The organism is Nonomuraea sp. NPDC050663 (genome assembly GCF_044456985.1).
Lineage (GTDB): Bacteria > Actinomycetota > Actinomycetes > Streptosporangiales > Streptosporangiaceae > Nonomuraea.
Genome location: NZ_JBITGL010000024.1, coordinates 39,467 through 65,378 on the forward strand (window position 1 = coordinate 39,467; position 25,912 = coordinate 65,378).

29 protein-coding genes are annotated in these 25,912 nt (G+C 70.1%); 14 read left to right on the forward strand and 15 right to left on the reverse strand.

The genetic code is table 11. The annotated features are described in order from the left end of the window. Positions 1 to 24 precede the first annotated feature (24 nt). A complete protein-coding gene (locus tag ACIBH1_RS44070; protein ID WP_397320073.1) occupies positions 25 to 942 on the reverse strand; it encodes an AraC family transcriptional regulator in 918 nt (305 codons plus the stop codon). Positions 943 to 1,016: 74 nt separating this feature from the next. Between ACIBH1_RS44070 and ACIBH1_RS44075 the strand changes: the two genes are divergently transcribed. Genes ACIBH1_RS44075 through ACIBH1_RS44085 form a run of 3 tightly spaced genes read left to right on the forward strand, consistent with a single transcriptional unit; the run spans position 1,017 to position 2,882 of the window. Continuing rightward, positions 1,017 to 1,814, forward strand: coding sequence for an NmrA family NAD(P)-binding protein (locus ACIBH1_RS44075; protein WP_397320074.1), 798 nt, complete (start codon positions 1,017 to 1,019; stop codon positions 1,812 to 1,814). A gap of 60 nt (positions 1,815 to 1,874) precedes the next feature. Then, positions 1,875 to 2,318, forward strand: coding sequence for a DUF1772 domain-containing protein (locus ACIBH1_RS44080; protein ID WP_397320075.1), 444 nt, complete (start codon positions 1,875 to 1,877; stop codon positions 2,316 to 2,318). A 9-nt stretch (positions 2,319 to 2,327) separates the two neighbouring features. Further along, entirely contained in the window at positions 2,328 to 2,882 is a 555-nt protein-coding gene (locus ACIBH1_RS44085) for a TetR/AcrR family transcriptional regulator (RefSeq protein ID WP_397320076.1), read from the forward strand. On the opposite strand, the gene ACIBH1_RS44090 is transcribed toward ACIBH1_RS44085, so the two are convergent. The 3 genes from ACIBH1_RS44090 to ACIBH1_RS44100 form a co-directional block, all read right to left on the reverse strand. Then, complete coding sequence (locus ACIBH1_RS44090) at positions 2,804 to 3,097, reverse strand: hypothetical protein (protein ID WP_397320077.1); 294 nt, start codon at positions 3,095 to 3,097, stop codon at positions 2,804 to 2,806. The two genes, ACIBH1_RS44085 and ACIBH1_RS44090, sit on opposite strands and share 79 nt — an antisense overlap. A gap of 76 nt (positions 3,098 to 3,173) precedes the next feature. Beyond that, positions 3,174 to 4,553, reverse strand: coding sequence for a dihydrolipoyl dehydrogenase (gene lpdA, locus ACIBH1_RS44095; RefSeq protein ID WP_397320078.1), 1,380 nt, complete (start codon positions 4,551 to 4,553; stop codon positions 3,174 to 3,176). Positions 4,554 to 4,572: 19 nt separating this feature from the next. Then, entirely contained in the window at positions 4,573 to 4,932 is a 360-nt protein-coding gene (locus ACIBH1_RS44100; RefSeq protein WP_397320079.1) for a tautomerase family protein, read from the reverse strand. A gap of 19 nt (positions 4,933 to 4,951) precedes the next feature. Between ACIBH1_RS44100 and ACIBH1_RS44105 the strand changes: the two genes are divergently transcribed. Together ACIBH1_RS44105 and ACIBH1_RS44110 are read left to right on the forward strand one after the other, a co-directional pair. Next, positions 4,952 to 5,587, forward strand: coding sequence for a response regulator (locus ACIBH1_RS44105; RefSeq protein ID WP_397320081.1), 636 nt, complete (start codon positions 4,952 to 4,954; stop codon positions 5,585 to 5,587). 6 nt (positions 5,588 to 5,593) lie between these two features. Then, positions 5,594 to 6,649, forward strand: a complete 1,056-nt coding sequence (locus ACIBH1_RS44110) for a quinone-dependent dihydroorotate dehydrogenase (protein WP_397320082.1) — start codon at positions 5,594 to 5,596, stop codon at positions 6,647 to 6,649. On the opposite strand, the gene ACIBH1_RS44115 is transcribed toward ACIBH1_RS44110, so the two are convergent. Both ACIBH1_RS44115 and ACIBH1_RS44120 read right to left on the reverse strand, forming a co-directional pair. Further along, positions 6,646 to 7,287: a response regulator gene (locus tag ACIBH1_RS44115; protein WP_397320083.1), complete on the reverse strand. Its 642-nt coding sequence runs from the start codon at positions 7,285 to 7,287 to the stop codon at positions 6,646 to 6,648. The genes ACIBH1_RS44110 and ACIBH1_RS44115 overlap by 4 nt on opposite strands. Then, positions 7,284 to 9,218: a sensor histidine kinase gene (locus ACIBH1_RS44120; protein WP_397320084.1), complete on the reverse strand. Its 1,935-nt coding sequence runs from the start codon at positions 9,216 to 9,218 to the stop codon at positions 7,284 to 7,286. The genes ACIBH1_RS44115 and ACIBH1_RS44120 overlap by 4 nt, the downstream gene beginning before the upstream one ends. Positions 9,219 to 9,328: 110 nt before the next feature. Here ACIBH1_RS44120 and ACIBH1_RS44125 point away from each other — a divergent pair, with 110 nt between their 5' ends. Both ACIBH1_RS44125 and ACIBH1_RS44130 read left to right on the forward strand, forming a co-directional pair. Beyond that, the gene (locus ACIBH1_RS44125) at positions 9,329 to 10,087 is read left to right on the forward strand and encodes a type II CAAX prenyl endopeptidase Rce1 family protein (RefSeq protein ID WP_397320085.1); all 759 of its coding nucleotides are present in this window, start codon (positions 9,329 to 9,331) and stop codon (positions 10,085 to 10,087) included. Further along, positions 10,084 to 10,689, forward strand: a complete 606-nt coding sequence (locus tag ACIBH1_RS44130; RefSeq protein WP_397320086.1) for a hypothetical protein — start codon at positions 10,084 to 10,086, stop codon at positions 10,687 to 10,689. Before ACIBH1_RS44125 ends, ACIBH1_RS44130 begins: the two co-directional genes overlap by 4 nt. On the opposite strand, the gene ACIBH1_RS44135 is transcribed toward ACIBH1_RS44130, so the two are convergent. The 6 genes from ACIBH1_RS44135 to ACIBH1_RS44160 all read right to left on the reverse strand — a co-directional run bounded on the left by ACIBH1_RS44135 (position 10,686) and on the right by ACIBH1_RS44160 (position 16,096). Continuing rightward, entirely contained in the window at positions 10,686 to 11,780 is a 1,095-nt protein-coding gene (locus ACIBH1_RS44135; RefSeq protein ID WP_397320149.1) for a CU044_5270 family protein, read from the reverse strand. The two genes, ACIBH1_RS44130 and ACIBH1_RS44135, sit on opposite strands and share 4 nt — an antisense overlap. Positions 11,781 to 11,785: 5 nt before the next feature. Then, positions 11,786 to 12,298, reverse strand: coding sequence for an RNA polymerase sigma factor (locus tag ACIBH1_RS44140; RefSeq protein ID WP_397320087.1), 513 nt, complete (start codon positions 12,296 to 12,298; stop codon positions 11,786 to 11,788). A gap of 65 nt (positions 12,299 to 12,363) precedes the next feature. Continuing rightward, the gene (locus ACIBH1_RS44145; RefSeq protein ID WP_397320088.1) at positions 12,364 to 13,932 is read right to left on the reverse strand and encodes a beta-N-acetylhexosaminidase; all 1,569 of its coding nucleotides are present in this window, start codon (positions 13,930 to 13,932) and stop codon (positions 12,364 to 12,366) included. A gap of 13 nt (positions 13,933 to 13,945) precedes the next feature. Continuing rightward, positions 13,946 to 14,740, reverse strand: coding sequence for an N-acetylmuramoyl-L-alanine amidase (locus ACIBH1_RS44150; RefSeq protein WP_397320089.1), 795 nt, complete (start codon positions 14,738 to 14,740; stop codon positions 13,946 to 13,948). 19 nt (positions 14,741 to 14,759) lie between these two features. Next, the gene (locus tag ACIBH1_RS44155; RefSeq protein WP_397320090.1) at positions 14,760 to 15,008 is read right to left on the reverse strand and encodes a hypothetical protein; all 249 of its coding nucleotides are present in this window, start codon (positions 15,006 to 15,008) and stop codon (positions 14,760 to 14,762) included. 74 nt (positions 15,009 to 15,082) lie between these two features. Then, positions 15,083 to 16,096 (reverse strand): LacI family DNA-binding transcriptional regulator, encoded by a 1,014-nt coding sequence (locus tag ACIBH1_RS44160; protein WP_397320091.1) that lies wholly within the window; start codon positions 16,094 to 16,096, stop codon positions 15,083 to 15,085. Positions 16,097 to 16,223: 127 nt separating this feature from the next. Between ACIBH1_RS44160 and ACIBH1_RS44165 the strand changes: the two genes are divergently transcribed. Beyond that, positions 16,224 to 16,865 carry a TetR/AcrR family transcriptional regulator gene (locus tag ACIBH1_RS44165; RefSeq protein ID WP_397320092.1) on the forward strand — a complete coding sequence of 214 codons (642 nt, stop codon included), beginning with the start codon at positions 16,224 to 16,226 and terminating at the stop codon, positions 16,863 to 16,865. 129 nt (positions 16,866 to 16,994) lie between these two features. Here ACIBH1_RS44165 and bldC read toward each other — a convergent pair whose 3' ends face one another. Together bldC and ACIBH1_RS44175 are read right to left on the reverse strand one after the other, a co-directional pair. Continuing rightward, entirely contained in the window at positions 16,995 to 17,198 is a 204-nt protein-coding gene (bldC, locus tag ACIBH1_RS44170; RefSeq protein ID WP_013133571.1) for a developmental transcriptional regulator BldC, read from the reverse strand. Between the two features lie 314 nt (positions 17,199 to 17,512). Continuing rightward, entirely contained in the window at positions 17,513 to 18,370 is an 858-nt protein-coding gene (locus ACIBH1_RS44175; RefSeq protein WP_397320093.1) for a hypothetical protein, read from the reverse strand. Between the two features lie 85 nt (positions 18,371 to 18,455). Here ACIBH1_RS44175 and ACIBH1_RS44180 point away from each other — a divergent pair, with 85 nt between their 5' ends. From ACIBH1_RS44180 to ACIBH1_RS44205, 6 genes are all read left to right on the forward strand, one after another. Continuing rightward, positions 18,456 to 19,517, forward strand: a complete 1,062-nt coding sequence (locus tag ACIBH1_RS44180; RefSeq protein ID WP_397320094.1) for a Glu/Leu/Phe/Val dehydrogenase — start codon at positions 18,456 to 18,458, stop codon at positions 19,515 to 19,517. 150 nt (positions 19,518 to 19,667) lie between these two features. Beyond that, the gene (locus ACIBH1_RS44185; protein WP_397320095.1) at positions 19,668 to 19,895 is read left to right on the forward strand and encodes a DUF3073 domain-containing protein; all 228 of its coding nucleotides are present in this window, start codon (positions 19,668 to 19,670) and stop codon (positions 19,893 to 19,895) included. A gap of 583 nt (positions 19,896 to 20,478) precedes the next feature. Beyond that, positions 20,479 to 21,396, forward strand: coding sequence for a DUF5996 family protein (locus tag ACIBH1_RS44190; RefSeq protein ID WP_397320096.1), 918 nt, complete (start codon positions 20,479 to 20,481; stop codon positions 21,394 to 21,396). A gap of 243 nt (positions 21,397 to 21,639) precedes the next feature. Continuing rightward, on the forward strand, positions 21,640 to 22,725 hold the full coding sequence (locus tag ACIBH1_RS44195) for a monodechloroaminopyrrolnitrin synthase PrnB family protein (protein ID WP_397320097.1): 1,086 nt from the start codon (positions 21,640 to 21,642) through the stop codon (positions 22,723 to 22,725). 20 nt (positions 22,726 to 22,745) lie between these two features. Continuing rightward, complete coding sequence (locus ACIBH1_RS44200; protein WP_397320098.1) at positions 22,746 to 24,002, forward strand: FAD-dependent oxidoreductase; 1,257 nt, start codon at positions 22,746 to 22,748, stop codon at positions 24,000 to 24,002. Continuing rightward, a complete protein-coding gene (locus ACIBH1_RS44205; RefSeq protein ID WP_397320099.1) occupies positions 23,999 to 24,829 on the forward strand; it encodes a class I SAM-dependent methyltransferase in 831 nt (276 codons plus the stop codon). Before ACIBH1_RS44200 ends, ACIBH1_RS44205 begins: the two co-directional genes overlap by 4 nt. A 4-nt stretch (positions 24,830 to 24,833) precedes the next feature. Here the strand turns inward: ACIBH1_RS44205 and ACIBH1_RS44210 are convergent, their stop codons facing one another. Continuing rightward, positions 24,834 to 25,790 (reverse strand): hypothetical protein, encoded by a 957-nt coding sequence (locus ACIBH1_RS44210; protein ID WP_397320100.1) that lies wholly within the window; start codon positions 25,788 to 25,790, stop codon positions 24,834 to 24,836. Positions 25,791 to 25,912: the final 122 nt, after the last annotated feature.

Sequence of the window (25,912 nt, forward strand, 5' to 3'; positions counted from 1 at the left end):
GTTGACCCCGGCCCTCCTGGCCTGTCAACCACCGGAGCGGTGCTCCTGCGGGCTCACCCCCCGCACCCGCTTGAACGCGGCGCTGAGGGCGAACGGGCTGCCGTAGCCGACCTTGCGCGCGACGCTGCCGACGGTCATGCCGGGTTCGCGCAGCAGGTCGGCCGCCAGGGTCAGCCGCCAGTCGGTGAGGTAGCTCATCGGCGGCTCGCCCACCAGGTCGGTGAAGGCCCTGGCGAGCGTGGCGCGCGAGACGCCGACGCGCTCGGCCAGCAGCGCCACCGTCCACGGGTGAGCCGGGTCGTTGTGCAGCAGCCGCAGCGCCATGCCCACGACGGGGTCGTTGAAGGCCAGGTACCAGTGGTTGGCCTGGTTGGCGAACCACTTGCGCAGCACGCCGATCAGCAGCAGGTCGAGCAGGCGGTCGAGGACCACCTCCTGGCCCGGCTCGTCCTTGGCGATCTCGTGGTCGAGCAGGGTGACGAGCGGGCTGTCGGCGCCCGGCTGCACCACCAGCGGGGGAAGAGCGCGCAGCAGCCGGCGGCTGACCTCGGTGTCGAGGTGGTAGCTGCCGATCAGCATGGCCACCGGGCCGTCGGAGGAGGTGCCCCAGGTGCGCAGGCCCAGGCTGAGCTCCTGCACCAGGGGGCGGCCGTCGAGGCTGCGGCAGCGGTTGCCGGGGTCGATGATGATCTGCAGGGGAGTGGCGGGATCGTCGGCGAAGGTGAAGGCGCCAGGACCGCGGGTGATCGCGATGCTGCCCTGCTCCAGCCGTGCCGGTTCGCCGTCGTCCGGGGTGATCCAGGCGTCGCCGCTGAGCATGACGATGACGCTGAGCGGCGAGCCGTCCTGGGCCCTGATCGACCACGGCGGCGCCATCATCGCGCGCAGCAGGAAGGCGTTCTGGGCCCGTGGGCCGCTCAACAGTCCGGCGAGGGCATCCATACGTGAGACGATAGAACATGGAAGTGAGCCTCTCAACTATGGAGAGTCTCACGGCCGACCGATGTACTTAAGCCATGACATTCCTGGTGATTGGCGCGAACGGCAAGACCGGCAGCCGAGTGATCAAGCGGCTCGACGACAAGGGACTCGACGTCAGAGGAGTCTCCCGCTCCAGCGAGATCCCCTTCGACTGGAACGATCAGGCGACGTGGGACGCCGCGCTCGACGGCGTGCACGCGGCCTACGTGACCTACTACCCCGACCTGGCCTTCCCCGGCGCGGCCGACGCGATCAGGGCGCTCACCCACAAGGCCAAGGCGGCCGGCGTGCGGCGCCTGGTGCTGCTCTCGGGCCGCGGCGAGGACGAGGCGGCCGTCAGCGAGCGGACCGTGCTCGAATCCGGCCTGGAGGCCACCGTCGTCAGCTGCAGCTTCTTCAACCAGAACTTCTCCGAGGGCGCCTTCGCCGACATGGTCGCCGGGGGAGTGCTGGCCCTGCCCGCGGGCGAGCGCTCCGAGCCCTTCGTGGACGCCGAGGACATCGCCGACGTCGTGGTCGCGGCGCTCACCGAGGACGGGCACGCCGGCCGGATCTACGAGCTGACCGGCCCGCGGCTGCTGACCTTCCACGACGTGGCCGCGGAGATCTCCAAGGCCTCCGGCAAGCCGGTGGCCTACCACCCGATGCAGGCGGGCGAGTACGTCGAGATGCTGATGCAGTACGGTCTGCCCCGCGAGGAGGCCGAGCCGCTGACCGACCTGTTCGTCCACGTGCTCGACGGCAGGAACGAGCGCCTGACCGACGGGGTGAAGCGGGCCCTGGGCCGCGAGCCCCGCGACTTCTCGGAGTACGCCGCCACCGCCGCGTGGTGACCTTTCGCCGGGTCCGGGCCTGGCCCGGACCCGCCCTCACACGATAAAAGGGAGATCATCATGGAAACTCTTGCGATCGTCCTCGCCGTGCTCGCCGTCGTCACCACGGGCGCGCTGGCCGGGTTGTTCTACGCCTACTCGATGTCCGTCATGTGGGGGCTCGCCGCCATCCCGGAGGAGGCCGCCGCGGCGGCCATGCGGAGCATCAACAAGAAGATCATCAACCCGTGGCTGATGCTGGCCTTCATCGGCTCGATGATCCTGGACGCCGCCGTCGCCGTACTGACCGGCAACGTGTGGTTCTGGGCCGCCCTGGCGGTCAACTTCGTGGGGTCCTTCCTGGTCACCTCGATCGTCAACGTGCCGATGAACAACGCCGTCGACGCGGGCAAGCTGACCTTCGCGGAGTACCAGCCCCGCTGGACCCGCTGGAACACCCTGCGCGCCGTCGCCTCGCTGGCCAGCCTCGCGCTGCTGGCCGTCGGCCTGCTGGGCTGGAGCTAAACTCCCGCTGTGGACGAGCGGCTGATCCAGGCGGCGCTGGAGTGCTTCGCCACGTACGGCTTCCGCAAGACCTCGCTCAGCGACGTGGCGGTCAGGGCAGGGGTGTCACGGGCGACGATCTACCGCACCTTCGGCTCCAAGGAACGTATGGGCGAGCTGGTGCTCCTGCACGAGAGCGCCAGATTCGTCGGGCAGCTGGAGCACATCTTCGCCTCCGACCTGCCGCCCGAGGAGCAGATCGCCGCCTGCGTGGAGTACAGCCTCGAATACCTGGCCAACCACGACGTCTTCCAGCGTATGCTCGCCGAGGAGCCGGAGGAGCTGTTCGCCATGCTGGTCGAGCGGCCGGGCCACCCGTCGTTCATCACCTCGCTGTCCGACGGACTCGCCCCGCTCCTGGCGGCCGGCCGGCACGCTCATCTGCTCAGGGTCTCTCCGCGCCAGGCCGTGGAGTTCTGCACCAGGGTCGTGCTCAGCTTCATCGCTCACCCCACGACCTCTCTCGGCGACAGCCGGGAGATCTCCAGGTTCATCTGGGCGGCGGTGTCGGCGACCACCGGGTGATCCCGGTAGTGGTCCAGGACCCACCGCCACGTCGGGTCCTCGGCCGACAGGCGGTCGTAGGCCTGCCGCACCTGGTCGCCCTCGTCGAGGCGCGCGGCCAGGGTGGTGTACCAGCGCCGGGTCAGATCCATCAGCACGTCGAGCGGCACCGTGGGGTCACCGGTGCGGCGGGCGTGGGCCAGCCAGGCCTGGAGTTGCTCTCGTCGGGTCTCCATCGACCCCTCCCAAAGGCAGAGAGACGGTTAGACCGAATCGTCTCACCGTCTCTCGTGACTGCCTATGTGAGGTGTCTCACATGTTGATCATGTGGCCGGCGAGACCGTGGATGGCCTCCTTGACCGCCTCGCCGAGGGTCGGGTGCGCGTGGATGTTGCGGCCCACCTCGTTGACGGTCAGGTCCCACTGCTGGGCCAGGGTCAGCTCGGGCAGGAGCTCGGTGACCTCGGGGCCGATCAGGTGGGCGCCCAGGATCTCGCCGTACTTGGCGTCAGCGATGATCTTCACGAAGCCGTTGGGGTCGCCCAGGCCATGGGCCTTGGCGTTGGCGGTGAACGGGAACTTCTGCACCTTGATCTCGCTGCCCAGCTCGCGCGCCTGCGCCTCGGTGTAACCGAAGCTGGCGATCTGCGGCTGGCAGTAGGTGGCGCGCGGGACCATGACGAAGTCGATCTCCATGGTCTCGTGGTCGGCGATCGTCTCGGCCGCCACCACGGCCATCGCCTCGGCGGCGTGGGCCAGCATGAGCTTGGCGGTGACGTCGCCGATCGCGAAGATGTGGGGCACGTTGGTGCGGCCGCGGCCGTCGACCGCGATCGCGCCGCGCTCGGTCAGCTGCACGCCGGTCTTGTCGAGGCCGTAGCCCTCGACGCGCGGCACGAAGCCGATCGCCTGCAGCACCTTGCCGGCCTCGAGCACCTCGTTCTGGCCGTTCTTGGAGACGGTGACCTTGACGCTGGAGCCGGTGTCCTCGATGCCCTCGACCTTGGTGCCGACGCGCACGTCGATGCCCAGCCGCTTGTAGCGCTTGAGCAGCTCGGCGGAGACCTCTTCGTCCTCCAGCGGCACCATGCGGTCGAGGAACTCGACGATGGTGACCTTCACGCCGTAGTTGTGGAGCACATAGGCGAACTCGACGCCGATCGCGCCGGAGCCGGCGATGATGATGCTCTCGGGCAGGTCACTGGAGAGGATCTGCTCCTCGTAGGTCACCACGCGCTCGCTCAGCTGCGTGCCGGGGATCAGCCTGGTGGTGGCGCCCGCGGCGATGATGCAGTGGTCGAAGGTGATCGTCTCGCCGTTGACCTGGATGGTGTTGGCGTCGAGGAAGGCGCCCTTGCCGTTGTACTCCGTGATGCCGTTCTTCTTCATCAGGAAGTGCACGCCCTTGACGCGCCCGTCGGCCACCTTGCGGGAGCGGTCGAAGGCGGCGCCGTAGTCGAAGCTCACCTCACCGCTGATGCCGAAGGTCTTGGCCTCCTTGGTGAAGATGTGCGCCAGCTCGGCGTTGCGCAGCAGGGCCTTGGAAGGGATGCAGCCCACGTTGAGGCAGACGCCACCCCAGTACTTCTCCTCGACCACGGCGGCCTTGAGACCGAGCTGGGAAGCGCGGACCGCGGCGGTGTAACCCCCCGGCCCGGCGCCGAGGACGACTACGTCATAGTGGTTGCTCATACCCCGGACATTAGTCGCCCTAGACCTCCACCTTGTACGTCAGGGCCAGTTCATCCGCCGGGACGCCTCGGATGCCCCAATTGACCTTGGGAGTTTCCACGATGGTGATCTCCACCTCGGCGAACTCGGCCGAAAGGCGGCGGTGCAGGGCGCGCTTGGCGTCGTCGCTGCGGCCCTCGAAGCAGAGGATCTCCACGATCAGATATTCGGGGGAGCGGGGGGCGACGAAGTCGTCGGCGTCCATCAGGAAGAAGCGGTGGAACCGCTTGTCGTCGGGCAGCCCCCACTCGGAGACCAGGGCCCCGTGCACCTTGTCAGAGATTTCCTGACGTCGCCCGGACCACACATCCTTGCGGGCGTAAATCTTCACCTGAGCCATGGTGGGTCACTATAGAGGGGTGATCCGCATCCTGCTGGCCGACGACGAGGCCATGATCAGAGCCGGGGTGCGCGCCATCCTCGGCGCCGACCCGGAGCTCGACGTCGTCGCCGAGGCCGGCGACGGACGCGAGGCCGTGGAGCTTGCCCGCAGCCACTTCCCCGACGTCGTCCTGCTCGACGTGCGCATGCCCAGGCTCGACGGGCTGGCCGCCGCCCAGGAGATCGCCAAGCACACCAAGGTGATCATGCTCACCACGTTCGGCGAGGACGACTACATCGCCAAGGCCCTCGACGTCGGGGCCAGCGGCTTCCTGCTGAAGTCGGGCGACCCGCGCGAGCTGCTCGCCGCCATCCACGCCGTGGCCGGCGGCGCCGCCTACCTGTCGCCCAAGGTCGCCCACCGGGTCATCTCGCTGATGGGCGGCCTGTCGAAGGGCGCCCAGGCCCGCGAGCGGCTGAGCGGGCTGACCGAGCGCGAGCTGGAGGTGCTCACGCTCGTCGGCAAGGGCCTGTCGAACGCCGAGATCGCGCGTCGGCTCCACATCGTCGAGGGCACCGTGAAGGCGTACGTCAGCGCCATCTTCATCCGCCTCGACGTGCGCAACAGGGTGCAGGCCGCGATCATCGCCTACGAGGCCGGGTTGGTAGCCTAGGCACCTGTGTACCGACTGCTGTTCTCGCTGGTCCTGCGCCATCTCGATCCCGAGCGGATCCACCACCTGACGATCAGGGCGCTGGCGCTGCTGTCGGTGCTCCCCGTCGTCAAGAAGCTGCTGCACCGCACCCTGGCCCCGAGCGACCCGGCGCTGCGGGTCTCGGCCTTCGGCGTGCACTTCCCGTCGCCCTTCGGGCTGGCGGCCGGGTTCGACAAGGACGCCGCCTGCGCGGAGGCGCTGTCGGCGCTCGGCTTCGGCCACGTCGAGGTGGGCACGGTCACCGCCCACGCCCAGCCGGGCAACCCGCGGCCGCGCCTGTTCCGGGTGACCGAGGACAGGGCCGTCATCAACAGGATGGGCTTCAACAACGCGGGCGCCCCCGCGGCCGCGCGCAGGCTCCGCCGTACGCGCGGGGTTCCGGCGATCGTCGGGGTCAACATCGGCAAGACCAAGGTCGTGCCCGAGTCGGAGGCGGCCGACGACTACGTCACCAGCGCCAAGGAGCTGGCGCCGCTGGCCGACTACCTGGTCGTCAACGTGAGCTCGCCCAACACGCCCGGGCTGCGCAACCTCCAGGCGGTCGAGCTGCTGCGCCCGCTGCTGGCCGCCGTCAAGCAGGTGGCCGACTCGACGCCCCGCCGTACACCCCTGCTCGTCAAGATCGCGCCGGATCTGGCCGACGACGACGTCGACGCCGTCGCCGACCTGGCGCTGGAGCTCGGCCTCGACGGCATCATCGCGACCAACACCACGATCAGGCACTCGGGCGAGACCGGCGGGTTGTCGGGCAGGCCGCTGAAGGCCCGCTCGGTCGAGGTGCTGCGGCGGCTGCGGGCCCGCGTGGGCGACCGCCTGACCCTGGTCTCCGTCGGCGGCGTCGAGAACGTCGACGACGTGTGGGAGCGGCTGCTCGCGGGGGCCACGCTCGTCCAGGGGTACACGGCGATGATCTACGGCGGCCCGCTGTGGGCGCACTCGCTCCACCGCGACCTGTCGCGCCGCCTGAAGCGCCACGGCGTCAAGTCCGTCACCGAAGTGATCGGCAGGACCGCCCCCTAGTCGCCCAGCCCCGCCCTCCGCGCCCTGACCATCGCCTGGGCGCGGTCGGCCACCTGGAGCTTGGCGAAGATCGACGTCAGGTGGTTCTTCACCGTCTTCTGGCTCAGGAACAGAGCCCGCGCGATCTCCGCGTTGGACCGCCCCGAGGCGAGCAGGTCGAGGATCTCCCGCTCACGCTGGGTCAGCTCGGGGAAGGGCCCGCTGTCGGGCCCGCTGGTCAGGAAGCGGCGGATCCTGCGCGCCACGCCAGGCCCGTACACCGCCTCGCCCCGGGCCACGGCCGCCACAGCGGCCAGGAAGTCGGGTCCCGCGGTCCCCTTGAGCACGTAGCCGCGAGCACCGGCACGGAGCGCCGCGAACACCGACGCGTCGTCGTCGCTCATGGTGAGGACGAGCACGCCGAGGTCGGGGCGGCGGTCGATGAGCTTCCTGGTCGCCTCGGTGCCGGACATGCCCGGCATGACCAGGTCCATCACGACGACGTCGGGATCGAGCGAGAGCGCCAGCTCGACCGCCTCCGCGCCGTCGCCCGCCTCGCCGACCACCACGGCGCCGCCGACCTGTTCGAGCAGCGCCCTGAGCCCGTGGCGGAGCAGCGGGTGGTCGTCGACCAGCAGCACGCGGACGGGATCGTTCACAGGGGTAGCACCGCCTCCACGAGGGTCCCTCGCCCGGGCTCGGACGACCGTCGCAGCTCGCCGCCGACCTCGGCGGCCCGCTCTCGCATGCTGCCGGATCCTACGCCCTCGCGCAGCGGGTCGGGCAGGCCGCGCCCGTCGTCGCGGATGCGCAGCACCAGCCGCTCCGTCACGGCCCTGGCGGTGATCTCCACGTTGGCCGCCTCCGAGTGCCTCAGCGCGTTGGACAGGGCCTCCTGGGTGATCCGGTAGGCGGCCACCTCGACCGCCGCGGGCAGCTCCGGGAGCGGTTCCGCGATGGTGACCGCGATGTTCGGGCCCTGGTTCACGTCCAGCGCCAGATCCTCCAGCGCCCCCGACAGCCCCAGCTCGTCGAGGGCGGGAGGGCGAAGGTTGTGGACGATCTTCCTGACGTCACCGACGATCGACTGGGTCAGCTCCCTGACGCAGCTCACCTGCGCGCGCAGCTCCGCCGGGGCGGTGGCCTCGATCACGTACAGCCGTAACCCGATCGCGGTCAGGTCGGCGCCCAGGCCGTCGTGCAGGTCGCGGCGCAGCCGCCGGCGCTCCTCCTCGCGTGCCTTGACCAGGCGCTCGCGCGAGTCGCGCACCTCCGTGGCCAGCCGCACCGCCGCCAGCGCCACCGCCAGGTGCGGCGCCAGGTCGTCGAGCACCGCCAGATCCGCCTTGCTCAGCGGCTCGCCGGGGGAGCGGGGCGCGGCCCGGAGCTCCCCCTCCGCGCGCCCGCCGCTCAGCAGTACGATGCGCACGCCGCCTTCGGGGATGCCGCCGAAGACCGACACGGGGACCCCGGCGGGCGTGACCACGGCGACGGACGGCAGGCGCAACGTGCGCGCCACGGTCTCGGCCGCGCCGTCGAGCAGCTCGGTGGGGGCGGCCGTCGCCTCCAGCCGCTGCCCCAGATGGGACAGGGCCGCGGCGGGCTCACCCCTGTTACCGAACAGCAGCCGTCCCACGGCCCGCTGGACCGCCTCGCGCGCCGGCGCGAACGCCACCGCCACCACGCCGGTGGCCAGCAACGACTCCAGAACCCCGCCGTGCTGGCGGAACAGCGCGTTCAGGGCGGTCACCGTGGCCAGGTAGGCGCCCAGCAGCACCGCCGCCACCACGACGTACACGACGGTGCGCCTGATCAGCACCTCGATGTCGAACAACCGGAAACGGAAGATCGACACCGCGGTGGCCAGCGGCAGGGCGGGCAGGGTCAGCGCCAGCAGCCAGACGCCCAGCGCCCACTCGCCCCCCGAGTGCGTGGCGTCGACCACCGCGGCCACCGCGATCGCGACCACGGCGGGCAGCAGGGGCATGAGCTGCCGCCGGTCCTCGGCCCGCCGCACCCGTACGGCGAGCGCGGTCGCCCCCACCACGGCCGCGGCGCTCACCACCAGCCCGAAGCAGGCGGCGATGATCTCGGTCGGCACGAAGCCCACCGGGCTCGGCGACTCGGTGCCCCACACCCACACGTTGTCCCTGAACATGAGCACGACCTGCAGCACGGCGAGGGCGGCGACGAGCGCGCCCACGACCGGACGCCACCGCCGCGAGGGCAGGCGCCCGTCGGGCAGGAAGGCCGGCAGCAGGAACAGCGGTCCGAAGCCGGTGAAGAACACCCAGTTGACCACCCAGGAGCTGAACTCCACGCCGGGCCAGCCGTGCGCCTGGCCGTACACGCTGTATCCGCCCGCCAGCGCCTGCAGGGCCATGCCCGTGCCGCCCAGGCAGAACAGCCAGCCGATGGGATTGCCCGGCCGCCGCGCCACGATGAACGCCCCGACCAGGGGATAGGTCAGGCCCACGACGGCGTCGAGCAGGAGGTAGGTGGCGTCCTGGACGGGGACGTTGACGGTGAGGACGATGCCCACGAGCACGGCCGCGACGGCCGCACCGCAGATCACCCAAGAAGAGCGCACCAGCACATCGTCCGGTCGCGCGCTCCGGGCGGCAATGGGACCAAGGTCCCGACCGGATGGGGACCCGCAGTTCAGGCGGAAGGGACCGGCGGGCGGATGAAATGCCGGACATGCGTCTCGTGGTGTTCGCCATCCTCCTTCCCGCGCTCGTCCTGGCGACGGCGGCGGTCGCCGTGGTCCAGGGCGCCGACCTCAACCATCTGGACGACGCCCCGCCCGGCGCGCAGCTGGCCCTGTACGGCCAGGCGTTCCTGCCCGCCGTGGCGGCGCTGGTCGCCTGGGGTGGACCCCGCGGATTCCCGTGGGGCCTGCGCCCCACCTCCTGGCGGCACCTCGGGGTGGCGTTCGCCGTGCCCGTGCTGGGCATCGGGCTGGCGTACGGCACGGCCTGGCTGACCGGCCTCACCCAGGTCCGCGCCGGCGCCGTGTTCGTCCCCGGCGTGCTGCTCTACCTGGTCCTGGCGGTGGGCGAGCAGTTGGGCTGGAGCTCGTTCCTGGTCACGCGGCTGAACGGGGCGACCCTGGTCGTCGGCCTGGCCTGGGCGGCCTTCCACTACCCGCTGATGCTGTTCGTGCCCGGAGCCGTGCGACCGGGGGTCCCCACCGCCTGGGCGCTGCTGTGGTTCACGGTCGAGGCCGTCGCCCTGGCCTTCCCGATGGTCGCGCTGCGCCTCAGGACCGGGAGCATCTGGCCGGTCCTCGTGCTGCACACCACCCTGAACTCCGCCCTCTACCTCGTCGCCGAACCCCTGACCACGGGTTCGGCCCGGTGGCTGGGCGAAGGCGGAGCCCTCACCTCGATCGCGATCGTGATCGTCGTCGTCGCCACCAGGCCCTGGTGGCGCCCATCCCAAGGAGAGAAAGCATGAACCTGCGCATCTTGTCGGGAACCCTGGTCGGCTCCGGCGGCATCCTGTTCGCCCTCGGCAACGTCCTGCACCCCCTGGAGCACAACGCCGCCGCCCACTCCGCCGCGACCTGGGAGGCGGCCCACCTCGTGTTCGCCCTGGGCGGGCTGCTGCTGGCCGCCGGGCTGCCCCTGCTGATCGGGGTGAGCCGGGCACTGCGGCCTTCCAAGCTCACCTCGATCGCCGGGATCGTGCTGGCGGTCGGCTTCGCCGCCCTGGCCCCCGGCGCCTGGTTCGAGGCCTACATCGCGCCCCTGCACGGCGTCGCCGAGCAGGTGGAGGCCGGGGGCGGCGGCGCGGTCAACGCCGCGGCCGGGATGGTGTGGCTGGCCTCGCTGGTGGCCTTCGGATCCGGCCTGGCCTGGCGAGGCGGGAGACGGCCGGTCCGGCCGGCCGGCGTCGTGCTGCTGGTCTCGGCGCTGGTGATGATCGTCGGCCCCGGCCTGCCCGTGGTGGAGGGCCTGGTGATCATCCCGGCGACGGTCCTGGCCGGCCTGGCCCTCCTGGCCGTGGGGACGGCATCGGCTCGGGCGTCGGCCGAACCCGTCCCCGCGCCCGCCTAGGACGGGCGCTCGTCGGTCCAGCCGGACTCGAGGATGGTCATGGCGTTCCACACCGTGCCGGGCGCCAGGCCCCGCTGGGCGCCGCCCGCGACGACGACCACGCTCTGCCTGCCCAGCGCGCGCCCCGACTTCTCGTCGATGATGAGCTGGATCTGCACCACGCCCTTCTTCGCGTCGCCGGGCGTGCTCTGCGACTCGCCCTCGATGGCGATCGCGGTCCCGGTACGGCCGGCGGCGTCGGTGACCTGGCCGAGCGAGGTGACCGAGGGCAGGCCCGCCAGCATGCGGAAGGCCCCCGCCCGCACCTCGGGACTCACCGGCATCGTGGTGATCAGCCCTTCGGCGACCTGGAACAGCCAGCCGTCCTCGGTCGAGGGCGCGTTCGACTCGGTGGCCTGGCCCGTGTAGAAGCGCAACAGGTCGGCCTTGAGCGCCTCGGGGTCGCTCGGCAGGGCCTGGAGATCGGCCATGGTGACGTTGCGGCCGAGCCAGAAGATCTCCTTGTCGTTCGACTTGCCGGTGTGAGGCTTCGACGCGCCCTCCCGCATGGTGATGCGCTTCTGGCCGCTGAAGGAGACCTCGCGTGGGGAGCCGGCCTGCTCCCACAGGGCGCGGTCGGCGTCGGTCGCGGGCGTGGGGCCCAGATCCCGCATCGTGAAGTGTTGCTCCTTGGCGCCCACCCAGGTCTCCGACTCGCCCCCGAGCGAGATCACGAAGCCCTCGTTCGTCTTGAACAGGGTGCGCCACTTGTTGCTGACGTACCAGAACTCGCCCGAGTCGGCCGGCTCACGTTCGGCGTTGGTGGCGGCGACCAGCAGGATGTCCCTGGCCGACAACTCGGTCGCGGCAGCGGTCGTCGCCGCCGCGGGCGGCCGCTGCTGGACGGTCTCGGGGACTCCCACCACCGCCACGGCGGTCACCGCGGCCGCGGCGGCCGCCAGGCCCACACTCCACACCAGCGGCTTCCTGCTCCTGCGCGGCGCCTGCCTGGGCTGGGCGAAGGCGTGTGCCAGTTCGGCGTGCCTGGTGCGCGGGTCGACAGGCCCGTCGGCAGCCAGGTGATCAGGGCGGGCGGCGCGCAGCTCTTCCATCGGGTTCACGACAGCTCCTCCACGAGGTCGTTCCTGGACAGCGTGGGCGAGTCGAGTTCGGCCTGCAGGCGCTTCCTGGCACGGTGCAGTCTCACCCTGAAGGCGGGGACCGAGCAGCCGAGCACCTTGGCGCAATCCCTCGGACTCAGGCCCTGCCAGGCGACGAGGATGAGGATCTCCCTCTCGTCCTGGGTGAGCCTGGCCATGGCCTTGAGGACGCCAAGACGCTCGGCCACGTGGTCGGCCACGTCACCGGTGATCCACTCCTGCAGCTCGCGCTGGAGGCCGTCACGCCTGGCCTCCGCCCTGATGGAGTCGCGCAACACGTTGCGCGCCACCCCCAGCAGCCACGGCAGCGCGTGCTGCGGCACCTGGTCGAACTTGCGCCAGGCGATGGCGAACGTCTCGCTCACCACCTCGTCGGCCACCTGCCGGCCGGCGCGACTGACCACGTAGGCCCAGACGCGCTGGCGGCATTCGTCGTACATGGTGGTGAACCGCTCACGGTCGCTCGTCACCGCCCCAACCCCTCACATGTCCCGGACTGTGTTGACAGGAGGAAGTGGTCCGGGACGCGCGGAAATTACACGCTGGGTCGCGTGGATTCCGGATCGAGCGTCATCTCCTCCAGGTGGCGCATGCCTTCGCGCACGTCGAGCTTGCCCGCCCGGTGCGGACGGCGGCTCTGCCACGGCCTGGGACCGTCGAGCGGGCGATACTCCACGCCCAGCGCGTCGAGCACGCCCAGGTGCTTCTCCAGGCGCTCGCGGAACTCCGGGCCCGCCGAGCCGTACCAGCCGACCTCGGCCACCGCGCACGCGCGCGGCCAGGCCCGGTAGTCGAGCACGCGCGCGTCGGGGGTGCGCTCGCTCCACAGCTGCGCCTGCAGGCCGACCGCGCCCTCGAACGGCGAGAAGGCGGCCACGTCGGCGACGGTGATGGAGTCGCCGATCGACATCGGCTCCTCGGGCGCGGCCGACTCGGCGTAGTCGAAGTAGAGCGGGAAGACCGGGCAGGCGATCACGTCGTGGCCCGCCGCGACCGCGCGCTCGCCGACGGGCACACCGCGCCAGGGCATGACCAGCGTGTCCTCGCGCAGCCCGCCGCCGACGAACGCCTCGTCCCACACGACGGTACGGCTGCCGCGCTCGGCCAGCTCGTCGGCCAGCCGGCGCAGGAACCAGGCCTGCATCTCCACGGCCGACGACAGCCCGAGCGACTCCCAGTAGGAGACGATCTCGGGGGAGGCCGACCAGTGGTCGAGCACGACCTCGTCGCCGCCGATGTGGAAGTACGGCGTCTCGCCGAGCGCTTCGAGCAGCTCGTCGAAGATCGTGGTGAGGAACTCGACGGTCTTGGGCATCGGCGACAGGATGGCGGGGGAGATGCCCCACTTCTGCAGCACCTCGTACGACTCCCCGGTGGCGCCGAACTCGGGGTAGGCCGACAGGATCGCCGTGGCGTGGCCAGGCACGTCGATCTCGGGCATGATCACGACGGAGCGCGAGCGGGCGTAGGCCGCGATCTCCGCCAGGTCCTCGAGGGTGTAGTAGCCGCCGTGCGGGATGTCGTCGTAGGTCTCGGGCACCTCGCGCCACCAGCTGGTGATCGTCCGGCTCCGGTGCGAGCCGACCTCGTGCAGGCGCGGGTAGGCCTTCGACTCCACGCGCCAGCCCTGGTCGTCGACGAGGTGCAGGTGCAGCCGGTTCAGCTTGTGCGTCGCCATCAGGTCGATGAAACGCAGCACCTCGCGCTTGGGCTGGAAGTGGCGCGCCACGTCGAGGTGCAGGCCGCGCCAGCCGTACCGGGGACTGTCCTCGATCCGCACACCCGGCACGGTCCACTCCTGCGCGGCGGAGAACCGGTAGGAGCTCGGCGGCAGCAACTGGTGCAGGGTCTGGGCGGCGTAGAAGGCGCCCGCACGGTCACCCGCGATGATCTCAACGCCGCGCGAGCCGACCGTCAGCCGGTAGGCCTCGGCTCCCAGGCTCGGGTCGTGCCTGACGTCGATGTCGCCGGAGTCGCCGGGTCGCAGGTCGAGGAAACCCAGCGCGGTGCGGACGGCGTCGGTGAAGTCACCGGAGACGATCGCGCCAACGGACAGCTCGTAGGAGCCCGAGAGCTCACTGAGGACATGCGGGCGAGGAATCATGCTCCAGATGATGTCACTTCAGGTAGTTCTGTAGTCCATTGGCCAGTGCTAGGGCGATTTTCTGCCGGAAGGCCGGATCGCGGAACTTGGCGGCCTCGGCGGTGTTGCGCATGTTCCCGCACTCGATGAAGATCTTCGGCACGGTCGAGAGGTTGAGCCCGCCCAGATCGCTGCGGTAGTCCATGGCCTTGCTGCCGATGTAGGTCGAGTAGGCGAGGCCCGTGCCCTTGTGGAAGGCGTCACGCACCGAGGCGCCGAGCTTCTTGGACTCGCCCACGACCGGGTCGACGGGGCCGCCGATCTTCTCCGGCATGATCACGTGGAAGCCGTGGTTGCCGGCGCTCGAACCGTCGGCGTGCACGGAGACGGCGGCGTCGGCCTTGGCCTTGTTGCCGATCGCCGCGCGCTCGGTGATGCACGGCCCCCAGCTCGTGTTGTCGCTCCTGGTCATCTTGACCGAGGCGCCGCGCTGCTTGAGGATCTTGGCGAGCCGGTTCGAGACGTCCCAGGTGAAGTCGGCCTCGGGGTAACCGGTGGAGTCGGCCGTACCGGTCGTGTCACAGGCCTTCTTCTTGGTGAGGACGTCGACCTGACGGTTGATCTTCGAGGTGTGCTTGTAGTTGCCGCCGTTGTGGCCGGGGTCGATGACCACCGTCCTGCCCTGGAGCGGCCGCTTGGAGGGGTTCGCCTTGGTGACGGGCGCGGCCTGGACCGGGGCGGGCAGGGCCTCCCTGCTGGTGCCGCCGGTGGCGACACCGCAGGCCGAGACGGCGGTCAGCCCGCACAGGGCCAGCAGGAGTGCACGCATGCGCTCCAACGTACGTCACTTACCAGACGTGTTCGCCCACTTCTTGTCTTTGCAGCAGGGCGGCGAGCTCACGAGCCTCCTCCGCGTCGAGTCCGAGCACCACGCGAGGACGGCCCCACGGGTGGTCGAGGGAGTGGGCGACGTAGCTGGCCACCGACTCGGCTCCGACGTCGCCGCCCCTGCCCTTGCCCGAACGCCAGTGCGCCCAGGCCCGCTCGAGTTCCGCGGCGGCGCGCTGGGCGCAGGACACCAGTTCCGGATCACGCATGACTATCTCCCCCTGAGATTGACGAGAGGAGTCAATCGCCGATGGGGAGAGGCGCTACGGGGGTTGACCCAAGCTTAGGCAGGACCGGTTGACCTCCTGACGATGAGATCAGGCGGAACTTGCCTGAGCCGGGCAACCTTGCCCGGGTCGGAGATGCGGTCGCTGAGCATCGCGGCGGCCCACCGGCCCATCGTGCGGCGCGGCTGGTCGACGCTGGTCAGCGAGATCTGGCTGACGGAGGCGAGATGGGAGTTGTCGTAACCGACGACCGACAGGTCCTCGGGCACACGCAGGCCCAGCTCGCCGGCGGCTGCGAGCACCCCGAGCGCGACCATGTCGCTGGCCGCGAAGATCGCCGTCGGCCTGGGGTCGCGGGTCAGCAACGCGAGCGCGGCCCTGCGGCCGCCCTCCTCGGTGCAGTCGCTGTGCTCGACCATGATGTACGGCGCGAGCGAATGGCGGCGCATGGCCATGAGGTAACCCTCGCAGCGGGACGCGCGGTTGCCCTCGATGTGGGCGATCCGCTTGTGACCCAGCTCCACCAGGTGGTCGATGGCCAGCCGTGCCCCGTGCTGGTCGTCGTCGACGACGATGTCGACGCCCGCGAGCTCGACGTCGCGCTCGCCGACCACGACGGTCGGGGTGTAGGAGGTGGCCTCGATGAGAGTCTCGCTGGTGGGCGCGATGCCCAGCAGGATCAGCCCGTCGACCCGCAACTCGAGGAAGGCCTCGACGGCCTCGTCCTCGAAGGCGGGATCCCACTGGCTGTTCCCGATCAGCATGCGCAGCCCGTCGCCGTGCAGGCTCTCCTGTAATCCGTCGAGGAACTCGGCGTAGAAGGGATTGTGCAGATCGGCGACCAGCGCGCCGACCAGGTGGGTTCTGCCTTCGACCAGGCTGCGCGCCACCGCGTTGGGCCGGTAGCCCAGCTCGCGCGCGGCCTGGAGCACGGCCTGCCGGCGGTGCTCGCTCACGTGCGGGGAACCGCGCAGCACGAGCGAGACCAGCGACTTGGAGACGCCCGCACGTTCTGCGACGTTCCTGATCGTGGGCCTGGTGATAGTGGAGTTGACCGGCGGTCCTGACATGTGTCTCCCCCGCGATGCGTGGATGGGCACCTGTCTCACAAAACGATCGAGTTCGCCGTCGGGTACGGCTTGCGTTGCCCGCAATTGCGAAATCACTATTGGGCATCGCGTCGGATAGTGTTCAGGGGTGACACCCGGGAAGACCGCTCGCCCTGCTCGGCGCAGGCTCAGTGTCGACCGCCGCCGCGAGGAGCTCATGGCCGCGGCCCTGGAGCTCTTCAGCAAACACGACGCGGAAGAGGTCTCCATCGACGACGTGGCCTCGGCCGCGGGAGCCTCCCGGGCGCTCGTCTACCACTACTTCGGCGGCAAGCAGGAGCTCTACGTCGCGGCGCTGCGGAGCGCCGCCGAGCAACTGGAGGCGCGGCTGCGGCCCCTGGAGGGCGGCAAGCCGATCGACGAACTGGCCGGCGGCCTGCGCCGCTACTTCGACTTCGTCGAGGAGCACGCGGCGGGATTCGCGGCGCTGCTGCGCGGCGGCCCTGCCAACCGCGCGGGCGAGGTCGGCGAGATCGTCGACGGCGTACGGCAGCGGCTGTTCCGGCTCATCATGAAGCAGATGCGGGTCGAGGAACCCAGCCCGGTGCTGCGCACGACCCTGCGCTCGTGGATCGCCTCCGTGGAGACGGCCGGGCTCGACTGGCTCGAACATCGTGACATCGAACGCGCCACGCTCGAGAAGATGCTCGTCGACCAGATGGTCGCGCTGCTCGGCGTGGCCGCGCAGTACGACAACGGTGTGGGCGAGCTGTTGGGGCAGCTGGCCTGATCACAGAGGGAAGGATGGCGCCGGGCGGGCGGCGCCAACTCCCCACTGAAATCGTCCCCCCGTCACGCTGGCGGACCCGGCCGGGTAGCCGGCCCGCCTCGACCCCCCTAGGTCTGTGACGATGGGTTACTACTCAGAGCGCTGCTGCGGAATCCCCGCGAGCAGCGCACGGACCTCGGTCTCCCGGTAACGCCGGTGACCGCCGAGGGTGCGAATCGACGTCAACTTGCCCGCCTTGGCCCACCGCGTAACGGTCTTGGGGTCGACCCTGAACATGGTCGCGACCTCGGCGGGCGTAAGCAGTGGCTCGGCCTCGGGTGTACGAGCTGACATTTGTGCGGCCTCTCCTCCGTGTGGACCGGCTCTGTGCGATCCCCTTTTCGCGTGTCACGGATGTCCCGTATGGCCCAGTGCGTGCGGCTTTTCTGAGCCATATGCGGCATCACCCGAAGTGACCATACCGCCACGCAGAGCGATTGGCGAGTCCTTCTTTGACCCGACTGTCGCTCACGTGGCGATGTCACGCTCGGTGATTCTAGCGACACGTTTCGTGGTATCGCAGTGAAAACGGCAAACTACTCAGTTCGCAGAAGGCAGCAGCCGTACCGCTTGACCTACTCATGCAGGTCAGAGCGTCGCTATGGGGTTCAGTTGGCAGATTCCAGAAGTTGGGTCGACTTCCAGCGGAGTGTCACGCGTTGATGCATCGCGAACGCAAGTTCTTCCTGACCGCTGTCCAAACCGTTGAGAGCGGCCGCGATCTCGGCCACGGAATGGTCGGCTTTGAGCGCTTCGTCATCCATCAGGTGGACCAACCCACCGTAGTCGAGTTCCACCAGAGAGTGAGGGTGGAATTCCTCCAGCCAGCGGGCCACGTCCTCGACCTCCAGGCTGGTGCCCACCTCGCCCACGTGCTTGCGCAACACCTGCAGGGCGCGTGCCGTACGGCGCCTGGCCTGGGCCATCGAGGTGACGTAGATCAGGTTGCGGCCCGTGGTCGTGGTCACGTCGGTGCCCCTGGTGCCCAGGACCAGCCAGCGCTCCTTGCCGTCGAAGGGCACGAACCACGCCAGCGGGATGTGCCAGGCGGTGGTCCTGATGCTGGTGCGCAGGCCGGCGGAACCCGTGTTGCGCTTGAAACGGTCGAAGTCGTCGGCGGTCTGCTCGGCGATGGCCTTGGGCACGAAGTGGTTCATCAGCTTCACGGGGGTGCTCCCGCGCAGCCGTGAGAACGCCAGCCACGAGCGCAACTGCGTCTGCCAGGGGCAGACATACAGACGGTCCTCAACGCGCCTCAGATAGGCGTTGCGGCTCTCCTGGCCCGGTGCGGGATGCGGGGGGCGGGCCAGCAGTCGCAGGATCGACTCGCCGTGCTCCGCTTCGAGTGCATTGGCCCGCTTGGGACGGGTCTTGGACTCGGCGTAGTCCGCCCAGACCTTCTGCTCTTCCGGAGGGAAGGCGGTCACGGGCTCGTACACGCGGAGATACGCGGCATAGGGCAGCACGAGAGGCATCGTGTCACGACTTCTCCTAGGCTTGAAGGGATCTCTGCCGCGATGGGGCGGCGGACCTGGACCGGGAGTCACTACCGTGACCGAAGTCTTCGGGCATGAGCAGGTCGTGTTCTGCGCCGATCGGCAGAGCGGGCTGCGCGCCATCATTGCCATCCACAACACCGCCCTCGGGCCTGGCCTGGGTGGCACGAGGTTCTATCCGTACGAGAGCGAGCAGGCGGCCCTGGCCGACGTGCTCAACCTCTCCCGAGGCATGGCCTACAAGAACGCCCTGGCCGGGCTCGATCTCGGCGGCGGCAAGGCCGTCATCATCGGCGACCCCGCCACCGACAAGTCGGAGGCCCTGCTGCGGGCCTACGGCCGCTTCGTCGAGTCGCTCAACGGCCGCTACGTCACCGCCTGCGACGTCGGCACCTACAGCGAGGACATGGACATCGTCGCCCGCGAGTCGCGCTTCGTGACCGGGCGCACCGTCGCCAACGGCGGCGCGGGGGACTCCTCCATCCTGACCTCGTTCGGCGTCTTCCAGGGCATGCGGGCCTCGGCCCAGCACATCCACGGCCGGTCCACCCTCCACGGCCTGCGGGTCGGCGTCGAGGGCGTCGGCAAGGTGGGCCACCGCCTGGTCGACCTGCTCATCGAGGACGGCGCCTCCGTCATCGTCTGCGACGTCTCCGAGCGGGCCGTCGACCAGGTACGGCAGCGCCACCCCCAGGTCGAGGTCGTCGCCTCCCTCGCCGAACTGGTCGCCGAGGAGATCGACGTCTTCGCGCCCTGCGCCCTGGGCGGTTCCCTCGACGACAGCACGGTCGCCACGCTCCGCGCCCGCATCGTCTGCGGCGCCGCCAACAACCAACTCGCCCACCCCGGCGTGGAGAAGCAGCTCGAGGAGCGCGGCATCCTCTACGCTCCCGACTACGTGGTCAACTCGGGCGGGGTCATCCAGGTGGCCGACGAGATCCAGGGGTTCAACATGGACCGGGCACGCGCCAAGGCGGGCCAGATCTATGACACGACCCTGAAGATCTTCGCGATCGCCGCGGAGGAGGGCGTCCCGCCCGCGGTGGCAGCCGATAGGCTGGCAGAGCGCCGAATGTCGGAAGTTGGACGACTTAAGGGCATTTGGTTGGGCCGCTGACGGCCCGCGCTCATACGACGTACCGAGCTGGGCACAAAACAGGTACGGTAATAGGCGAACGAGAGGCTGACGCCGCCAAGTCAGGCGTCAGTGTTGCGGTGCGTTAGCGACGAGGGGTCGGGGACGACCCCACACGAGGGGGTCGAGCCAATGGGGCGCGGCCGGGCAAAGGCCAAGCAGGTCAAGGTTGCCCGCCAGCTGAAGTACAACAGCGGCGGCACGGATCTAGACCGACTTCGCGACGAACTCGGGGTCAATGACTCCAACGCCAACGATGACGCCGACGAGTACACCGACGAGCTGGCGGATCGGTACGCCGACTACGCCGAAGACTACGGCGACGACGACGAGGACGACCGTCCCTCGGGGCGCCGGTAAGCGCGTATAGAACACACCCGGTGTGAGCTGTCACACCGGGTGTGTCGTGCACGCATGGTCCCTCCCCGGCAGGCGGGCGCTTCGCGCCGGGCGTGGTCGGGGCTGTGACACCGGGGCTCCGCCGCCCCAGACCCCGCACGGGGCCTCCGCCCCCCGGCACCCCCCGCCCACCCGTGACGCGCTTCCGGGGTCACCCACTTTGATCCCACCCGGATCAGCGGTCCTCGCGCTCCGCGCTCGGGCGTTCCTCTCTTGGCCCGGGCTGCGCCCGGGCACCCCATGGTGAGGCTCGTTCGGGGTTTCCTGCTGGCAGAGTGCTGCCATCGGGTGGGTTGGGCCGGGCCTGATCGCAGGTTCAAGCGCGTCCACGTCGCTACGGGTGGGTGCGAGCGATGCGGAAATTCCTGCGTGAATGTTCCCGGATGAGGCGCGTTCCTGGCGGACAGCATGGGAAACCACCTCAAGGCCGCTCTTGCCCCAAGCATGGTTGCCCCCCAGGAGTGTCCCGACGTGCCCCGGGATAGGTCTCCCCGCATGGCCGTGCACCTGGATGGCACGGATCGGGCAAGACGGGAGCGACACGATGCCAACCACCCCGTGGCCACGCCTGCGAGTGGACGACTGGACCGCGACGCGCGACACCCTCCACATGTGGCTCCAGATCGTGGGCAAGGTCCGCATGGTCCACACCCCCATGGTGAACCACTGGTGGAACACCACCCTGTACGTGAGCCCCCGGGGACTGACCACGTCCGCGGTGCCGTACTCGGAGGGGGTCTTCGACCTCGAGTTCGACTTCGTCATCCACAAGCTGCGGCTGCGCACGAGCACGGGCGGGAGTGCTGACATCGCCCTGGAGCCCCGGTCGGTGGCGGACTTCTACGGCGAGCTCATGTCGACCCTGGCGGCGCTGGGTGTTCCGACGACGATCAGGGCGGTGCCGAACGAGGTCGAGCCCGCGATCCCGTTCGCGGAGGACCGGCAGCACCACTCCTACGATCCCGCGGCGGCCCATGCCTTCTGGCAGCAGCTCATCCACGCCGACCGGGTGCTCGGCGCGTATCGGTCCGACTTCGTCGGCAAGTCCAGCCCCGTGCATTTCTTCTGGGGCGCCATGGATCTGGCGTGCACGCGGTTCTCGGGGCGGGAGGCGCCGCCGCACCCGGGTGGGGTGCCCAACTGCGCCGACTGGGTGATGGTCGAGAGCTACTGCCAGGAGCTGGCCAGTTGCGGGTTCTGGCCAGGGGGCGGGCAGGAGGGGGCGTTCTACGCGTACGCCTATCCCGCGCCCGACGGGTATCAGGAGCAGCCGGTGCTGCCCGAGGGCGCGTTCTACAGTGCCGAGCTGGGGGAGTTCGTGCTGCCCTACGAGACGGTCGCGGTGGCGGAGGATCCTGACCGGATGGTCGCGGAGTTCCTCGAGTCGACGTACGAGGCGGCCGCGCGGCTGGCCGCCTGGGATCGGGGCACGCTGGAGGACGGTCCCGCGCGGAGGCCGTGAGGGCTGAGCCGGCAATCTGTCCGAGCTCTGTCGCCCCCCGGCCCGCTCCCGCGGTTGTGTCCGACCCTGAGGACAACGCAACCGAGGAGGACGCATGGAGGGCTCGTGCCGTGGCCGCCCGAGGTCGCCGACGCGATGGTGCCGCCTGCCGGTCCGGCCGGCGATCGCGTGCCCGCGACCCGTCTTCCCCTCGACGGCCCTTCTCGGTCATCAAGTCGATCCTCACCGGAAGAGTTGGTGCACATGCACGGCAGGGCCGAGCTGGATGTGACGTCAGAGGAGCGCAAGGCTGAGGTCAGGCGGCTCGACCCGCTGGGGCTGGACGACGATCTCCGATTACTGTCGAAGATGAACGAGGCGGGCGACATCTCCTCGCTGGTGCGGGTTTTCGCCAGGTCGTTGCCCTCCGCGGAGGTCGTCGCCGGGTTCTCTCCGGCCGAGTGTCTTGCCGCCATGCGCGATCTGGGCATGTACATCGGCAGTCTGAAGCGTCACGGGTTGTCGCCGTTCGTGATCGTGCCGCGCGCGGCCGGGTTGTGCGAGGCGCTGGGGCGGCGCACGGGGATGATCCCGCGTGACACGGTCTACCACTACACGTGCTGGAACCCGGTCGGTGAGCGGGAGCGGCTCTACACGGGGCATCCGATGGAGCGTTGCCTGGTCGACGCGGTGCGCACGTGCATCCCGGATCTGGCCAGGGCGGTCGATCTCGGTCACGCGTTGCGCGGGGACGATCCGTGTGGTCCCGCCTATGCGGGCAGGGTCCTGTCGCTGGCCTCGTACGTGTCGTCGGCCGATCGGGCGATGGGCGACGTCGCGGCGCAGGTGGCGCCCGAGTTCTTCGCCCTCGTGCTCAGGCCGTACTTCGAGGACGTGCACATCTCGGGCCGGAGGTACATGGGTCCGGCGGCGGCGCACGTGCCGCTGTTCCTGATCGACACGCTGCTGTGGTCGTCGGACCGGTGCGCCCCGCAGTACGGGCAGTTCTGCGACGAGGCGGCCGCGCACACGCTGCCGCACTGGCGGCAGTGGTTCTCGGAGTGGTCGCGGGTGCCGTCGGTGACCTCACAGGTCGCCAGGGCGCTGGGAGGTTCCTGCGCGCCGGCCGACATGGAGCACGTCTATGCGAGCGCCCAGGGGTTGCGGCAGGCGCTGCGCTCGCTCACGCGGTTCCGTGGCAAGCACCTGGTGATGGCGCGGCGGGCCTACCACGAGGAGGTCCGGCTCTACGAGCTCGGCAGCGGCGGGGGAAGCGTCGGGCTGCTGGAGGAGATCCTCACCCTCACCCGGCAGAACGCGACGATGGTCGGCGCGCTGGGCCCGCGATGAGACAGGAAGGGAGCGCTGCCGTGAGAGTCACGATCGTCGGGGCGGGGATCGCCGGGCTGGCGGCCGCGATCAGCCTGCACGAGGCGGGGTTCGGCGACGTCACCGTCTTCGAGGCCGACTCGCGTCCTGATGCGACGGGGTTCGGGCTCAACATCCTGCCCAACGCCGTCAGGGAGCTGGCCGAGCTCGGGTTGCTGGGGGAGGTGGAACGGCACGCGGTCCGCACGCGGGAGCTGGCGATGTACAACCGGCACGGGCAGCTGGTGTGGCGGGAGGACCGGGGACGGTCGGCGGGCTATGACTGGCCGCAGATCGCGATCGCCCGCTGCCGGCTCGTGGAGGTGCTGGCCGCCGAGGTGCGCCGCCGTTTCGGGGAGGGCGCGATCGTGCACGACGCGCGGCTCGTCGACCTGGATCAGGCGAGCGGCGGCGTGCGGGCGACCTTGATCGACCGGTACGGCAGGCGCCGGGCGGTGGAGTCCGACGTCCTCGTCGGCGCCGACGGCATCCACTCCACCGTGCGCACCGCCTTCTATCCATCGGAGGGCCCTCCGCCCTGCAACGGCGTGACCATGTACAGGGGCACGACCTGGGGAGAGCCGTTCCTCACCGGCGCCACCATGGCCGTGCTCGGCGACGACCGCCGCAGGCTCGTGCTCTACCCGATCGACAGGGACGGCGACCGGGTCCTGATCAACTGGGTGGCCGCCTTCCCGCGAGAGGACGACGCCGTCCTGGCCACGGAGGAGCCACGGGAAACCATCCTGCGCCACCTGGGCAGGTGGTCACCGCCTGAGGTCGACCTGGCCGGGCTGCTCGGCGCGACGCACCACATCCGCCACTACCCGATGATCGACCGCGAGCCGATCCCGCGGTGGAGCTTCGGCGCCGCGACCCTCGCCGGCGACGCCGCGCACGCGATGTATCCGGCGGGCTCCAACGGCGCCACCCAGGCGATCGTCGACGCCCGTGTCCTGGCCCACCACCTCGCCACCACCGCGGACACGCAGGAGGCGCTCCAGGCGTACGAAGCGGAACGCCGCCCCCAGATGACGGACCTGCAGAGGTCCAACCGCGCCATGGGGCCGGAACGGGTGATCACCCTGGCCCACCAGCGAGCCCCGCACGGCTTCGACGACGTCGCGGAGGTCTTCTCCCCGCAGGAGCTGGCGGAGATCTCCGACGCCTACGCCGTGACCGGAAGGTTCGACCGGGAGTGGGTCAACACCCGCCCCTCGCTGACCGTCAGCCGCCCCATCAGCCGGAGTACGCCGTGACCGTGAAGTCCGAGGCCGTCAAGGAGACCAGCTTCATCACGGCCGTCATCCGCGCCGCGGAACACGAGAGGCCCGACGCCTACGTGTCGGACCCTTACGCCGAGCTGCTGGCCACCCCGCGCTCGCGCGCGATGGCGGAGGCGGCGCTGGCCGAGGGCGGCACCGTCGGCTCGGTGATCGTGCGTGCCAGGTTCGGTGACGTGGCGCTCGGCCAGGGCGTCGCCGCGGGCGTCACCCAGGTGGTCTGCCTGGCGGCGGGCAGCGACACCCGGGCCTGGCGGCTCGGCCTGCCCTCGGTGGTGCGCTTCTTCGAGGTCGACCTGCCCGGCCAGCTGGAGGCCAAGGAGGAGCTGCTCGCGCCGGTCGCCGACCGGCTGAGCTGCGGCCGCGTCTCGCTGGGCGAGGACCTGCGCGAGGAGAGGTGGACGGCTCGGCTGGTGGAAGCGGGCTTCGACCCGGGGTCGCCGACGGTGTGGATCATCGAAGGGCTCCTGCCGTACCTGCGGCTCGACCACTTCACCCGCCTCATCGAGAACGTCAGGATGATGTCGGGCGCCGGCTCGGTCCTGCTGATCGACGCCCCGCACGCCGAGTTCTTCCGCGACCCGGCGAACGAGACCTTCCTGACGTTCATGAACTCTCGCGGCTCGGCCTTCCGGCTCGGCTTCGACGACTTCGGGGAATTCCTGGGCCGCCACGGCTGGAAGGCGGAGGCGTACACGCTGGCCGAGCTGGCCGCGGGAGCGTGCGCCTGGGTGCCCGCGCCGCCCGCGCGGCTCTGCCCGCCGCACGACCACCACTGGGTCGCCAGGGCCCGCCTGGCGTGACCGCTCATGCCACGAGCTGGTGCGCCTTGCGCTCACCGGCCACGGCGGCGCGCCGGCCACCGACGATCGCCCGTACGGCAAGCGCCACGGTCACCAGCACCACCACTTCGCAGGCGGCGAGCGTGGCCGCGTCGGGGTGGGCGAGCGACTGCCCGCGTCCGGCCTGCCAGGTCACGACGGCCACCAGCCCCCAGTAGCCGAGCGACACGGCCCCGACCAGCCTGGCGCGCACCTTCTCGTCGCGCAGCCACACGTGCCTGGCCGCGAGGAAGCCGAGCAGCGCGGTGACCAGCAGCAGCACCTGGATGCCGTGCAGGGCGAAGAAGTGAGGCACGCGGAAGTCGCCGCCGGTCATGCTCCAGCCGGTGAGCGGCATGCCGTTGCCGTCGGGGTCGCCGATGCCGTGGCCCTGGTACATCCGCACGGCGACGCCGTTGGCGTCGGTGACGGTGCGGGGGTTGATCTCCGAGACCATCCAGAAGAGCGGCACGATCATGCCGAAGGTGGCCATGAGCAGCCCGGAGCGCAGCGCCCTGTTGAGGGCGGCGTCGCCGGTGCGCTGGAAGAGGACGACGCCCGCGAGGACGAGCTGGGCGATGAGGATGATCATCACGCCGTAGGTCAGGATCGGCACCAGCGCCAGTGTGATCGGGTCGTCCTGGTCGGCGTTGAAGTGGCTGAACGTGCCCCGCGCCGCCTGGACGGTGATCGCGCCGACCTCGACGATCGCGGTCGCGGCGAACACCGTGCCGACCCACCGCCCGATCCGCCGGCCCTTGCGCAGCTTGGTCAGCATCCAGGCCAGCGTGACGGCGTAGAGCGCGAAGGCGAATCCGAACTTCGCGGGCTTGATCCACACGGACTCGCCGAGCAGCGTCCGCTCGTCGACGGCGATGCCGACGATCGAGGCCAGGACCAGGGTTGTCATCAGGGTCGCGCAGACCAGTAGCGGTCGGTTCATTCCGGCTCCCAACTCAGTTTCTCGATGCCGAAAAGCTAACTTGCTTTCAGTTTTTCGTCAAGCAAGAACATGTAAATCAAAGGGCCTTTGCAATGAGAGTGGCGATGAATGCAAAGGCTGGC